Genomic DNA, 13,642 nt, shown 5'->3' with positions numbered 1-13,642 from the left:
GGGGGACGCCCTGCCGGGGGTCCGTCGGGCCGGTCCGGGCCTATTCCGCCAGAGCGGTGCCCTGACGGGCCGTAAGGGTGACGCCCACCGCGACCGCGGCCGACGCCACCAGCCCGGCCGCCAGCACCGCCCAGCGGCCCGCGAAGGTGCACACCAGCACCAGTACGGCCGACACCGGCAGCACCAGCTGCTGCGCCGCCCCGCGCTTCTGGTGACGGGAATGGATCAGCCAGACGGTGGACATGAACAGCGCGGCCGGCACCGTGACGCACGCGGCGGCCGCCGCCGTCGACAGCCGCGTCTTCCCGAACGCCTGCTCCACCGCGATCTCGATGCCTGCCCCGACCGCGGCCGCCGACGCGAACACCAGGTAGTGCCCGTAGCCCCACACGAACGCCTGGCGGTTCGAGCGCAGATGGAGGTGGATGGGCACCGCGAAGTAGATCCAGTACGCGCAGAAGACCACCAGCAGCCCGCCGGCCGCGATCGGCAGCAGGCTGCCCAGCGCGCCGTGCTCGTCCAGCACCGCCTGCACCGCGACGGTGGCCGCGGCGACCGTCTCCCCCAGCACGATGATGGTGAACAGGCCGTACCGCTCGGCGATGTGGTGCGGATGCCAGGTCGTCTGCCATGCCCGCTCCGCCAGCGCCGGAACGGCCAGCTCCAGCAGGCCCACGACGAGGAACACCCACGGCACGTCCGGCCGGGGCAGGACCAGCAGACCCAGCCAGCCGACCTGGCACACCGTCACCCCCAGGGCGTAGCCCAGCGCGGTCCGCCGTTCGGCGCCCGCGCTGCCCACGGCGGCCCGCAGCCACTGGGCGACCATCGCCAGCCGCATCACCAGGAAGCCGAACCAGATGACGGTGAAGTCGCTGCGGACGAACGCCCGCGGCACGCCCGCCGCCAGGATCAGCACACCCGCCATCTGGACCAGCGTCACCACGCGGTACAGCGGGTCGTCGGTGTCGTACGCCGACGAGAACCAGCTGAAGTTCATCCACGCCCACCAGACGGCGAAGAAGAGCATCAGATAGCCCGACACGCCGTGCCCCCAGTGGCCCGCCGCCAGTGCGTGCGCCAACTGGCGGCCGGCCTGGGCGACCGCCACGACGAAACACAGGTCGAAGAAGAGCTCCAGCGGGGTGGCGGCGCGGTGCGCCTCGTCGCGGGGGCGGGCGCGCATGCGGACCGGCACATCGGCTCCTCTCGTCGGCCGGGGCCGGCCGGCCGGGAAGGCAGGTCGGCCGGGGCGGACGTGACCAGTAGAGCGCGGGTGGCGGATGCCGCCCACGAGGGGCGCACGGCGTGTCGCGCGGCATCCGGGGGCGCGGCGCGGCGGTCACTCGGCGACGGCCTCCACGATCGACGGGAACGCCGCGGTCGGCAGCACCCGCGTCAGCCGGAACCCGCCCGCCGACAGCAGCGTCGCGAACTCCTCCGCGGTCCGCTCCTGCCCGTCGAGGACCGCCATCATCGCCACGTCGAGGGTCTTGCCGAAGTGCGGGGCGTTGCCCGGCGGCAGCACGCAGTCGACGACCAGCAACCGGCTGCCGGGGGTCATCGCCGCACGGCAGGCCCGCAGGATCCGCCGGCAGTGGTCGTCCGGCCAGTCGTGCAGCACGTGCTTGAGGACGTACACGTCCCCGCCCTCGGGCACGGCCGCGAAGAAATCGCCCTCCTGGGTGCGCCAACGACCCTTCAACTCGTCGCCGTCCAGCAGGTGGTGGGCGAGCGGCGGAGCCTGATCGAAGAGCACCCCGGTCAGTTGCGGACGGCGGCGCAGCACGGCACGCAGCAGCCCGCCGCGGCCGCCGCCGACGTCCACGACCGTGCCGGCCGGGGGGAACGGATAGGCGTCGGCCACCGCCTCGTCCACCGGCGCGGACAGTGACGCCATCCCGTCGTCGAAGAGCTGCCGGGTGGCCGGCGCGGTCGCCAGATGGTCGAAGAACGGCGTGCCGAAGAGCCGCTCGAAGGACGCGCCGCCGTGCCGTACCGCCTCCGGCATCCCGGCCGCGGTCCGCAGGAACAGCTCGTCGGTGGCCATCAGGACGGCGGTGTGCAGGGAGTCGGGGACGTCGGTGCGCAGCGGCCGGGCGGCCGGGGTCAGCCGGTAGGCACCGGTCGCGTCCTCGTGGAAGATGCCCCGCGCGGCGAGGTAGCGCAGCACCCGGCGCAGGTGCGGGGCGTGGGTGCCGGTGGCGGCGGCGAGCTGCTCGACGGTGCGCGGCCCGCCGGCGAGGTGGTCGGCGAGGCGGTGCTGGGCCGCGGTGCGTAACGCCGCGGAGAAGAGGTGCCCCATGGCGTGGTCCATCAGGTGGGCCGCGATGTCCTGGGGCGCGCCGGTCGGTCGCTGGGATGAGGTGGCCAACGTCTGCCTCCGGTCGTCGGCTCGGCCTGCGGATCGACGCTCGCAGGCGGGTGATTTACGGTTGCAGCAGCCGGCGGTGGTGTCACGGAGACGGTGCTGACCAACCGCTAAGTCCGGCCAGGGCAGCGGGCGTACGGCCGGTGGGCCGGCGCTCGATGCCGGGCGGCGGTTCATGGTCGAATGCGCGTATGAGCGACAGCGACAGCGACCAGACCGGAAAGACCGATACGGCAGAACGGACCGACAGCGCGGAAGCGACCACGCCCGGCGCCGTCCTCGCCGGCCTCGACGACCGCCTCCCGGACCTCGAAGCGCTCTACAAGGACCTCCACCGCCACCCCGAACTCGGCTTCCAGGAGACCCGCACCGCCGCCGAGGTCGCCCGCCGGCTGACCGGCCACGGCTACGACGTCACCACCGGCATCGCCAAGACCGGCGTCGCCGGGGTGCTGCGCAACGGCCCCGGCCCGGTCGTGCTGCTGCGCGCCGACATGGACGCGCTGCCGGTCACCGAGGACTCCGGCCTCGACTACGCCTCCACCGTCCCCGGCCGGATGCACGCCTGCGGCCACGACGTGCACGTCACCTGCCTGCTGGGCGCCGCCGACCTGCTCGCCGCGGGCCGCGCGCACTGGTCAGGCACCCTCGTCGTCCTCTTCCAGCCCGCCGAGGAGGTCGGCAGCGGAGCCCGGGCGATGATCGAGGCCGGCCTCTACAGCGAGCGCCTGGTCCCCACCCCCGACGTGGTGCTGGCCCAGCACGTCGCCCCGTTCGGCGCCGGGCTCATCGCGTACTGCGCCGGCGCCTGCATGGCCGCCGCCGACAGCCTGGAGATCACCTTCCACGGCACCGGCGGCCACGGCTCCCGGCCCGAGACCACCATCGACCCGATCCTGATGGCGGCCTCCTTCGTCCAGCGCGTCCAGACCGTGGTGGCCCGCGAGGTCGCGCCCAAGGACCGGGCCGTGGTCACTGTCGGCTCCTTCCACGCCGGCGACTCCGCCAACGTCATCCCCGACCGCGCCGTCGTCCGGCTGAGCGTCCGCACCTTCGACGAGACGGTACGCACCGCCGTCCTGGCCGCCATCGAACGCATCGCCCGTGCCGAGGCCGCCGCCTCCGGTGCCGACCGCGACCCGCAGATCACGACGCTCGACACCTTCCCGGTCACCGTCAACGACACCGACCTCCTGACGCAGGTCAACCGGGACTTCACCCAACTCTTCGGCGAACAGCGGCTGTTCGCCTACGAACCGGCGACCGGCAGCGAGGACGCCGGGCTGCTGGCGACCGCGGCCGGTGCGCCCCTCTACTACTGGTGGCTGGGCGGCTGGGACCCCGACGCCTTCCGGACCGCGCTGGCCGCCGGCCGGCTGGCCCAGGACATCCCCTCCAACCACTCGCCGCACTTCGCCCCGGTCGTCCGGCCCACCCTCACCATGGGCGTCGAGGCACTGACGGCGGCGGCGCTCAACCAGCTGGGAGACGGGGCGCGGGCGGGCGATTGACCTTGCCCTTGGGGGAAGCCCCAGCATCGGTGGAGCCGGGCGAGGTGCCCGGCACGAGGAGGACGGCGTGCAGAGGGGAGGTGCGGCGTGGAACTGCTGACCATCGGCGCGTTCGCCCGCGCCTCCCGGCTCTCGCCGAAGGCCCTGCGCCTCTACGACGAGCTCGGTCTGCTGCGCCCGGCCCGGGTCGACCCGCACAGCGGGTACCGGCACTACGCGCCGGCCCAGCTGGAACGGGCCCGGCTGGTCGCCTGGCTGCGCCGGCTCGGCATGCCGCTGGCCCGCATCCGTGAGGTGTGCGAGCTGGCACCGGCCGCGGCGGCCGAGGCGGTCGCCGCGTACTGGGCGCAGGTCGAGGCCGACACGGCAGCCCGCCGCGACCTGGCCGCCTTCCTCGTGGACCAGCTCTCCAGGAAGGACCCCACCACCATGACCGCATCGTCCACGCCGCTGACCCTGCGCGCCGCCGCCCGTACCGACCGCGGCCTGGTCCGCCCGGCCAACCAGGACGCCGCCCACGCGGGTCACCGGCTGCTGGCGGTCGCCGACGGCTACGGCCCCGACGGCGCCGCGGCCGCCACCGCGGCCATCGACGCCCTCCGGCACCTCGACGCCGACGACCGGGGCGACCTGACGCCGGCGGACCTCCTGGCCGCGCTGGAGGAGGCGGCCGGGCGCGCCCACCAGGCCCTCCGGGACGCACCGTCGGCGGGCGGCCCCACGGGCGCCGGCAGTACGGCCCACACCACCGGTACGACACTCACCGCCCTCCTCCACCATGGCGGCCGGCTCGGACTGCTGCACATCGGTGACTCCCGCGCTTACGTCCTGCGGGACACCGGCCTCATCCGCCTCACCCAGGACCACAGCTTCGTGCAGTCCCTGATCGACGAGGGCCGCCTCACCCCCGAGGAGGCCCCCACCCACCCCCAGCGCGCCCTGCTCCTGCGCTCCCTCGACGCGACCACCGACTTCGCCCCCGACGTGACGCTCCTGGAGGCCCGCCCCGGTGAGCGGTACCTGCTCTGCACCGACGGCCTGGCCGGCGTGGTCCCGCCGGAGACGCTCCAGCAGGTGCTCGCCACGGCCGCGGACCCCGCCGAGGCCGTGACGGAGCTGATCGCCCTGGCCCGCGCGGCGGGCGCCCCCGACAACGTGGGGTGCGTGGTGGCCGACGTGCGGGCGGAACGCACGGCCGCGGTGGCGGCGGCGTAGCCCACGTCAGCGCCGCGGCTACGCAAGGCCCTTGAGCATGCCCTTGAAGTAGAGCTGGGGCAGGCCGTACCGCTTGAGGAACCACATGTCGGTCCGCTCCCGGGTCGTGTCGAGGAAGGGGAACGAGGGGGCGGGCCGCAGGTCGTAGTCGAATTCGGCGAGCAGCATCTTGTGCCGCGCGGTGACCAGCGGGCAGGAGGTGTACCCGTCGTAGCGTGCGGTGGCCGGGCGGCCGCGCAGACCCGCGAGGAGGTTGGCGACCACGACCGGGGCCTGTTTGCGGACCGCCGCGCCCGTCTTGGAGGTGGGCAGCGCCGCCACGTCCCCCAGGGCGAAAACCGTGGGGAAATCCGGGTGTTGGAGGGTTTCGCGGTCGGCCTTGACGTACCCCTGGGGGGAACCGGGGTCGGCCAGCGGGCCGTTCGCCAGCCACTCGGGGGCCCGCTGCGGCGGTACCGCGTGCAGCAGGTCGTAGCGGACCGTCTCCGTGGCGCCGGTGGTGTGATCGGTGATTTCCGCCTCGCGTGCCGCACCGTCCAGGCGGGTCATCTCCGAACTCAGTCGCACCTCGATGCCGTAGCGCCGGGCCGTCTCCGTCAGCGCCCGCGAGAAGACCGGGACCTTGAACATCGCCGGTTCGGGCAGCACCAGGATCGTGCGGATGTTGCCGAGCACGCCGCGCTTGCGCCAGTAATCGGCCGCCAGGTACGCGATCTTCTGCGGTGCGCCGCCGCACTTCACCGGCCCCGACGGCATGGTGAACAGCGCGGTACCCCGCCGCATCCGGCGGATCAGGTCCCAGGTGAACGGGGCGAGGTCGGGCCGGTAGTTGCTGCTCACCCCGCCGTGGCCCAGGGCGGCGGCCAGCCCCGGCACGCCGTCCCAGTCGAGGTGCAGACCGGGCGCGAGGACCAGCCGCCCGTAGGAGAGCACCCGGCCGGAGGCGGTGGTGACGGTACGCGCCACCGGGTCCACGCCGGTGGCGCGCTCCCGCAGCCAGCGCACACCGGGCGGTATCAGCTCCGCCTCGGTACGCAGCGAGGCGCGCAACGGCGCCTGCCCGCCGCCGACGAGGGTCCACAGCGGCTGGTACCAGTGCGTCTCGGACGGCTCCAGCAGGGCGATGTCCGTGACCCCGGCCCGGCGTAACCGGGCGGCGACGGTGATGCCTGCGGTGCCGCCGCCGACAATGAGGACCTGGTGGCGGGCGGGGGCGGTGGACATCTGGTTCCTCCTACGGGGGTGGGGAGTTGTTCTCGCTGGGGTTCTTGCTGACGGTCTTGCTGGTGGTCTTGCTGTTGTTCTTGCTGGCGGTCCCGGTGTGGGTGTCCGCGGCTACGGGGGCCACAGGCGGGGGACGGCGGCCGCTGCCGTGGTGAGCGCGAGCAGCGTGACGAGGGTGGCGAAGGCGGTGGTCAGGACCTGGGTGGGGAGCCGGTTGGTGAGGCGGTTGCCCAGGTGGCTGCCGACCGCCGCGCAGGCCGCGAAGCCGGCCAGCAGCGGCCAGTCCAGGGCGCCGGTGCCGGCCCGGGTCGCCAGCGCCGTAAGGGAGTTGAGGAGGATGACGAGCAGTGAGGTGCCGATGGCGACCGGCATCTCCAGGCCCAGGACGAGGGTGAGGGCCGGGACGACGACGAAGCCACCGCCGACCCCGAAGAAGCCGGTGAGCAGGCCGACGGCGGAGGCGGTCACGGCGACCCGGCCGGAGCGGAGGGCGGGGTGCGGAGGGCGGGAGCGGCCTGTGTGGTCCGGGTGGGGCGGGTTGTCCGGATGGTGGTCCGAGTGGTCCGGATGGCGGTCTGGGCGGTTCGGGTGGTCCGGGTGGGGCGTGCGTAATCGGGCCGACCGGGTCGCGGATCGGCGGGGAGGCGGGGCAGACCGTGCCGCACGCCGTTCGCTCCGGCCCCGTAACAGCAGCAGCGCTGCAACGACGAGCATCAGCCCGGCGAACGCCGCCATCAGGACGGCGGGGGGCACCGCCGCACTCCACCGGGAGCCGAGGTAGCTGCCGGCCGTACCGAGGGCGCCGAAGGTGACGCCGGACGCCCACCGGACCCGGCCCGCGCGGGCATGGCAGAGCAGCCCGGACACCGCGCCGACCGTGACGACGACCAGCGCACCCGCGGTCGCCTCGTGCGGCGACTGGCCCAGCACGTACACCAGCACCGGCACGGCGAGCACCGAACCGCCACCGCCGAGCGCCCCCAGCAGCAGCCCGATCAGCAGCCCGCACGGCAGCGCCGCGGCGGCTATGAGGACGGACACGCTAGGCGGACGGACACGAGGAGGGATGCGCGGACGGTTCCGAGGGCGCATGCGCGGACGGATTCGGATCCGAGGTTGCATGCGCGGACGGATCCGGGGAGGGGGCCGGGGGCGGGGACGAGGCGTGCGGGGCGGAGAGGCCCGCGGCGTGCCGGGCGGCGGGGCCCGCGGCGTGCGGAGGTGGGGCGGCGGGCGGGGTCGCCGCGCGCGGGGCCAGTGCGACGGCCGGGCTGCTGTCCGACCACTCCGCCACGAACGTGAACCGGTCACCGCGGACCACCGTTTCGCGCCATTCCACCGGCCGTTCCCCGGACCGCCCCAGCCGCTCGATCGCGAACGCCGGCTCCCGGTCGGCCAGCCCCAGCAGCCACGCCTGCCGGATGTCCGGCAGGAACGGCTGGATCCGCTCCCGGCCACCGGTGACCTTCACCGCACAGCGCCGCGACAGCTCGCCGTAGAGGGAGGTGTGCCCGAAGTCCGCGTCCAGCAGGGGCTCGGCGATCTCGGCGGGCAGATACGCGGTGTCGTGGGCGAGCGGTTCACCGTCCGCGAGCCGCAGCCGCTCCAGTACGACCAGGGGTGCGTCCGGCACCAGCCCCAGATGGCCGGCGATCGTGCCGTCCGCGGTCCGTTCGAGACGCAGCACTTCACTACGCTGCTCCACGCCCTGCCCCTCCAGTTCCCGGAAGAGGCTGTAGAGCGAGCCGAGCGGCTGCTGTATGCGGCGGGGGTCCAGGCGGCTGGCGCGCCCGCGTTCGGCGATCACCAGGCCGTCGGCGCGCAGCTTGCGCAGCGCCTCGCGGACGGTGTGCCGGCTGACCTCGTACTCGACGGTGAGCCGGTGCTCTGCGGGGAACTCCTCGGTGAACGCGCCGGCGTCCATCCGACGGCGCAGATCGGCGAGGAGCTGCGCCCAGAGGGGGAGCGGCGAGCGCCGGTCCAGGGGGCGCGGGGCGTGCGCGCCGGGGGCGGCATGCGCCTCGCGAGCGCTGTGCGCACCATGCTCATGGTTCATGCCGTGCTCACGGTTCGTACCGTGCCCACCGTGCGGGGGGTCTGCCGGTTCGGTCGACATGTGCGGGATACCCCTCCGCGGCCTGGGGGACGGATCGGATCGGCTGATGCCGGGTCAGCTCGGGGCGCTCGCATCGGAACCCGGCTTGTCGCCCGCCAACCCGGCTCCCTAATGTACGTACATCCGTGCATCCGCACAACGCATCGTCCCGCCCGCCCGAGCGGACCTCAGCCGCCGCCCGGGGCGCCCACCCCTGGAGGCCGACCGTGCACTTCGCGCAGTACTACCTCGACTGCCTCTCCCAGGCGTCGTACCTGATCGGTGACGAGACCACCGGACGCGCCGTCCTCGTCGATCCGCGCCGTGACATCGACGACTACCTCCAGGACGCGGCGGCCGCCGGCCTGCGCATCGAGCTCGTCATCGAGACGCACGTGCACGCCGACTTCCTCTCCGGACACCTCGAACTCGCCCGCGCCACCGGCGCCACCATCGCCTTCGGAGAGGCCGCCCGAACCGGCTTCCCCATACGGCGGTTACGCGACGGCGAGCGCATCTTCCTCGGGGAGGCGGGCAACGGGGCGAACGGGGGGACCTGCGGGAACGGGGGTGAGGGGAACCGGGATGAGGGGAACCGGGATGAGGGCGGGGGCGGTCAGCAGGACGGTGGCGCGCGCGGGGGCAGGCGCGGGGGCGTCACCCTCACCGTGCTCGCCACCCCTGGCCACACCCTGGAGTCCCTCTGTCTGGTCGTCCACGAAAACCCCGACGATCCCGTGCCGTTCGGCGTGCTCACCGGCGACACCCTGTTCGTCGGTGATGTCGGCCGCCCCGACCTGCTCTCCGCCGCCGGCCACTCCCCGCACGACATGGCCGTACGCCTGCACCACTCCCTGCACACCAAGCTCCTGACGCTCCCGGACGCGACCCGGGTCTTTCCCGCACACGGCGCCGGATCGGCCTGCGGCCGGAGCCTGTCCACCGAGACCAGCTCCACCATCGGGGACCAGCGACGCCTCAACTACGCCCTGCAGCCCATGCCGGTGGCCGAATTCGTGCGGCTGGTCACCGCCGGACAGCCCGCCACACCCGGCTACTTCGCCCACGACGCCGCCCTCAACCGGGACGGGCACCCGCTCCTGGATGCCGCCGAACCGCCCGCCCTCACCCTGGAGGAGGCCCTCGCGGCCCGCGACCAGCAGGGTGCCGTGCTGCTGGACTGCCGGCCGCTGGCCTCCTACACCCGGGCGCATCTGAAGGGGTCGCTGCACACGAGCCTGGACACGCGGTTCGCGGAGTACGCGGGCAGCGTGGTCGCCCCGGGCACCCCGATCGTGCTGCTCGCCGACCCGGGTAAGGAACGGGAGGCCCGCCTGCGGCTCGCCCGCATCGGCTACGACCACGTCCTGGGCCATCTCCCCGACCCAGCCGCCGTATTGGACCAGGAACCCGCACTGGTCCGCCGCAGCCACCGCGTCCGACCTGAGGAACTCCCGCAGGCGTGGCGTGAGTTGCCCGTCGGCGCCCCGGATGCGGACCTGACTGCGGCTTCGGATACGACTACCGGTACAGCTACGGGTACGGCTACGGCGATGGGTACGGATCCGGGTTGGGATACGGATACGGCTACGGGTCCCGATACCGGCGGCCGATTCTCCCGGGCCCAGCTGGTGGACGTCCGCAATCCCGCCGAGTACGCGGCGGGCGCGCTCCCGGGCGCCCGCAGCATCCCGTTGGCCACCCTCCCGGACCGCATCACCGAACTGGACCCGGCCCGCCCGGTCGTCCTCTACTGCCGCAGCGGAAACCGCTCGGTGATCGCGGCGGCCCTCCTGGAGGCGCGGGGGTTCGGGGACGTGTGCGATGTGGAAGGGGGCTATGAGGCGATGGCCGGGAGCTGCGACCGGACCTGAGGCGGGACCTGAGGCGGGAGGGGCGGGTGTGAGGCGCGGCCCGGTAGGGGTGGGCGCAGCCGCAGACCGGAAGGGGCGGCCATCGTGGGACGGCCCTTTTCCGGCCCCTTTCCCCGGCCCGTCGACCGGTCAGTGCCGCCGCCCCGGGCGCCCTACGCGGACGAGTACCAGCGCCCCGCCTGCGACCAGGCAGGCCGCGGCCGGGAGCGCCAAGGACGGGCCCGACCCGCCGCCGGCCCTAAGCCCGAGGCCCGCCGTGGCCGTCATCACCGCCTGGCCACCGCCCCGGCCGCGGTCAGCGTCACGTACGGCTGGCCGTGCGCCATGCCGTACACGACGTGCTCGTGCGACGGCTCCGTGCGACGGCTCCGTGCGACGGCTCCGTGCGACGTACGGCAGGCAACGGAAGACGGAAAAACGGAAGTGGAGAGGAGGGATGAAGTGCACCGGAAGGGGGCAGGACTTCAGAGCGCGAGCCAGCTGCCTGGGTGCGAGAAGGGGCGGGCGCGGGGCCCCGTACAGCGGACGTTCAGCGATCGTTGATCCGTGATCTCCATGCTGATCCGCATGTTGCGCCGTGTGATCACCAAGCATGCAGACCCCGCCGGGGAAATACAAGAGCCCGATTCCTCGCGGGTCGCCCTCACCTGGAGCGGGGAACCGGGCCGCCTGGAAGAGCTCACCCACGGCATGCTCCTGGACCAGGCCGAACGGGCCGCCGGCGCACTCGCCCGGCTCGGGGTCCGGGCCGGTGACCGGGTCGCGGTGCACCTGCCGTTGGTGCCGGAATCCGTGATCGCCACGCTCGCCTGCGGTCGACTGGAGGCGATCCGGACGACCCTGCCGGTCTCCCTGACGGTGCCCGAACTCGTCGCGCGTACGCGGGAGTCGTCGACGCGGGTGGTGATCACGGCGGACGCGGCGTTCTGGGACGGGGCGGTACGGCCGGTGAAACCGCTGCTCGACCACGCACTGGCGCGCGCCGCCGCGGCGGGGGAGACGCCCGTACGGACGGTCCTGGTGGTGAACCGCTGCTCCCGGCCGGTGTCCTGGAAGCCGGGCCGCGACCTGTGGTGGCACGAGGCCCTGGAGGGACGGACCCCCGCCTGCCGGTAGGAGAGGGCCTCGATCCCTCCCGCATACGTCACCCACTGAGGCCACAAAAACGGGCGAACCGCCCAGTATCTTCCTAGCGTGGGCCTCGTGCCCCAGCACCCGGACGCCGCCCCACCCGCCCCTGCCGCCACCCCGGCCGGGACCGAGGCGGACCACGCAACCGGTATACCTGCGGCAACCGGCAGCCCCAAGCCGACCGACGCCACCGAATCGACCGACGACACCGGGCCGACCGACGAAAGCGGGGCGACCGGCGGTAGCGAGACGACCGACGGCAGAGAGGTGGTCGGCGGTAGCCAGGCGACCAACGGTAGCCAGGTAACCGGCGGTAGCGAGGTGACCGGCCGACCTCAGGCACCTATGGCCCCGCCGCGGACCAGGTCAACGCGGACCAGGTCAACAGGGAACGTCCGCGCCCCACTCACGCCCTCCGCCGTCGCGCTGCTCCTCGTCCTCGCCGTCACCCTCACCCTCACCAACGGCCTCGTTCTGGGCAGCCGCCTGCTCCGGGGCTCCGACTCGACGCTGCTCCCGTACGCCGTGGCCGCCGTCTTCTTCGCCATCCGCGTCGCCTACCGCCACACCCTCTGGGGCAGCGAACCACTCGCCCGCGGGCTGCTCCGGCAGGGCCGGCACCCCCTCATCTCCCGCGAGAATTTCCGTAAGGCGCCCACCGCCCTGCCCCAACTGGCGACCACCTACCTGGGCTCCCTGAAATTCCTCGGCGCCCGTTCCGCCACCCGCTGGGCCGCCCACCAACTCGCCTTCCGGGGCTTCCTGTTCACCGGGGTGATCACCTTTCCCCTCGCCTGGGGATGGTTCACCTTCCCCGCATCGACCGGCGCCGGCGCCGGCGCCGGCCCCGGCTACGAGATGCGGCTCTGGGGCCCGAAAGCCCTCGGCTTCCTTTCCTCCGACGCCGTCGGCCGGGCCGTGTTCCACGGCCTCGACCTCGCCGCCGGCCTCGTCATCGCGGGCGCCGGCCATTTCCTGTGGAGCCACCTACACGACCGAACAGCCGGCACCCGCCAGCGATTTGCCTACGAGGTCGTCCCGCTGCTGCCCCTGCTCGCCGTCTCCGTCACCGGACTCCGGCTGACGTTCCCCGCGCCCTTCCTGCGCGGCGGCGCCGACCCCTCCCTCGCCCTGCGGCCCACGGTGTTCAAATACGCCGCCCGGAAGGACGACGAGCTCTTCGCCTGCCGCCACTGCGGCACGGCGGCGCCCTCATCCACATCGCCCCTACGTCGAGAACCTCCGCAGCACCCTGTGCGACCTCCGCCTCGACTTCGACGCATGCACCAATACGGCCCCGCCGCAAACCCGTACTGCGCGGCGGCGCCCACCTCTCCCAGGTCGACGGGGTTCAAGTGACGTACCTGTTCCAGGTCCATCTGAAAGGTGACCGACCCATGTCCTCCCCTCACTCATCATCCGCACCCGCTCGCCACTCCCTCCCCGGCAGCACCGACCGGACTCGCCCCCACAAACGCAGCCATGCCTCACAGAGCCCGCCGACCCGGCCCAACGGCGGCCAGCGCCCGCGCCCCATACCCACCCACGACAAGGGCCACTAGACATCAGCGCCGCCCTGGGGGGAGCGGGAAAGCGGGGGGTGCGTCTACGTGCCGGAGGCATCCCCCGGCCGTTCTGCCTTGGAATCGGTCTGCGAGGAGCTCTGGCGACGGGAGGGGATGGGAGGGGGGCGGCGGGCCCGGCAGCCGATACCCACGCACGCACGCACGCTGGCGGGAGGGTGGAGGGTGGCTGAGCGGAGGGGACAGAGGCTGAGGGGGCGGCGTACCCCGGAGGGAGTGCCGAGGGTCGTTGCCGCTCGGTGGCTTCGTTGGGCCCGCCCGTACTCTGGAGAGGTGAGTACCACCCCTGATTTCGAGCGGGACGCTGAGCCTCAGGCCGGTCCTGCTGCCCCGGACGCCGCCGTCGAGGGAGACGGTGACCGTGGGCCGGCGGACACCTCCGAGGCCGTGTCTGAGCCCGCGGCCGTGGCCCCTCGGCGGGCGGCTCCCAAGTCTGCCGCGGCGCTGATCTTCGACGACCCGCTGAACCAGCAGTCCTCGGACGACACCGACAGGGGCTGGGGCGAACGCCCGGCCGGTGGAGACAGCGCCTCCGACCTCGCCCGTTTTCTCGCGGAGAAGCCGCCCCATCACCTCTGAGATCCCTGAGATCTCGGAGGTCCCCGGAACTCCGGAGACCTGGGAGACCTCGGAGAGCT

General features: G+C 73.5%; 10 protein-coding genes and 1 pseudogene. 6 read left to right on the top strand and 5 right to left on the bottom strand.

Going from position 1 to position 13,642, the window contains the following annotated elements; genetic code table 11:
• Positions 1 to 40: 40 nt before the first annotated feature.
• Complete coding sequence (locus IG62_RS0121555; protein ID WP_030805568.1) at positions 41 to 1,198, bottom strand: low temperature requirement protein A; 1,158 nt, start codon at positions 1,196 to 1,198, stop codon at positions 41 to 43.
• Between the two features lie 144 nt (positions 1,199 to 1,342).
• Complete coding sequence (locus IG62_RS0121550; RefSeq protein ID WP_030805564.1) at positions 1,343 to 2,374, bottom strand: methyltransferase; 1,032 nt, start codon at positions 2,372 to 2,374, stop codon at positions 1,343 to 1,345.
• A 188-nt stretch (positions 2,375 to 2,562) separates the two neighbouring features.
• Here IG62_RS0121550 and IG62_RS0121545 point away from each other — a divergent pair, with 188 nt between their 5' ends.
• Positions 2,563 to 3,882, top strand: a complete 1,320-nt coding sequence (locus IG62_RS0121545) for an amidohydrolase (RefSeq protein WP_030805561.1) — start codon at positions 2,563 to 2,565, stop codon at positions 3,880 to 3,882.
• 87 nt (positions 3,883 to 3,969) lie between these two features.
• Positions 3,970 to 5,097 carry a MerR family transcriptional regulator gene (locus IG62_RS0121540; RefSeq protein ID WP_030805559.1) on the top strand — a complete coding sequence of 376 codons (1,128 nt, stop codon included), beginning with the start codon at positions 3,970 to 3,972 and terminating at the stop codon, positions 5,095 to 5,097.
• Positions 5,098 to 5,115: 18 nt separating this feature from the next.
• Here IG62_RS0121540 and IG62_RS0121535 read toward each other — a convergent pair whose 3' ends face one another.
• The 3 genes from IG62_RS0121535 to IG62_RS0121520 form a co-directional block, all read right to left on the bottom strand.
• Entirely contained in the window at positions 5,116 to 6,321 is a 1,206-nt protein-coding gene (locus IG62_RS0121535; RefSeq protein WP_030805557.1) for an NAD(P)/FAD-dependent oxidoreductase, read from the bottom strand.
• 111 nt (positions 6,322 to 6,432) lie between these two features.
• Entirely contained in the window at positions 6,433 to 7,362 is a 930-nt protein-coding gene (locus IG62_RS0121525) for a sulfite exporter TauE/SafE family protein (RefSeq protein ID WP_030805555.1), read from the bottom strand.
• A gap of 1 nt (position 7,363) precedes the next feature.
• Positions 7,364 to 8,377, bottom strand: coding sequence for a GntR family transcriptional regulator (locus IG62_RS0121520; protein WP_234326660.1), 1,014 nt, complete (start codon positions 8,375 to 8,377; stop codon positions 7,364 to 7,366).
• A gap of 266 nt (positions 8,378 to 8,643) precedes the next feature.
• Here IG62_RS0121520 and IG62_RS0121515 point away from each other — a divergent pair, with 266 nt between their 5' ends.
• The 4 genes and pseudogenes from IG62_RS0121515 to IG62_RS46490 all read left to right on the top strand — a co-directional run bounded on the left by IG62_RS0121515 (position 8,644) and on the right by IG62_RS46490 (position 13,583).
• Positions 8,644 to 10,290, top strand: a complete 1,647-nt coding sequence (locus tag IG62_RS0121515; RefSeq protein WP_030805551.1) for an MBL fold metallo-hydrolase — start codon at positions 8,644 to 8,646, stop codon at positions 10,288 to 10,290.
• Between the two features lie 567 nt (positions 10,291 to 10,857).
• Positions 10,858 to 11,406 carry an AMP-binding protein gene (locus IG62_RS0121510; RefSeq protein WP_078872145.1) on the top strand — a complete coding sequence of 183 codons (549 nt, stop codon included), beginning with the start codon at positions 10,858 to 10,860 and terminating at the stop codon, positions 11,404 to 11,406.
• A 360-nt stretch (positions 11,407 to 11,766) separates the two neighbouring features.
• A pseudogene (locus IG62_RS42100) lies at positions 11,767 to 12,764 on the top strand (MFS transporter); the annotation flags it as partial.
• Positions 12,765 to 13,277: 513 nt separating this feature from the next.
• Positions 13,278 to 13,583, top strand: coding sequence for a hypothetical protein (locus tag IG62_RS46490; protein ID WP_107053031.1), 306 nt, complete (start codon positions 13,278 to 13,280; stop codon positions 13,581 to 13,583).
• Positions 13,584 to 13,642 lie beyond the last annotated feature (59 nt).

The organism is Streptomyces sp. NRRL S-337, assembly GCF_000720175.1.
In the GTDB taxonomy this organism is placed as follows: Bacteria; Actinomycetota; Actinomycetes; order Streptomycetales; family Streptomycetaceae; genus Streptomyces; species Streptomyces siderophoricus.
This window is presented reverse-complemented; position numbering and strand designations above follow the sequence as displayed.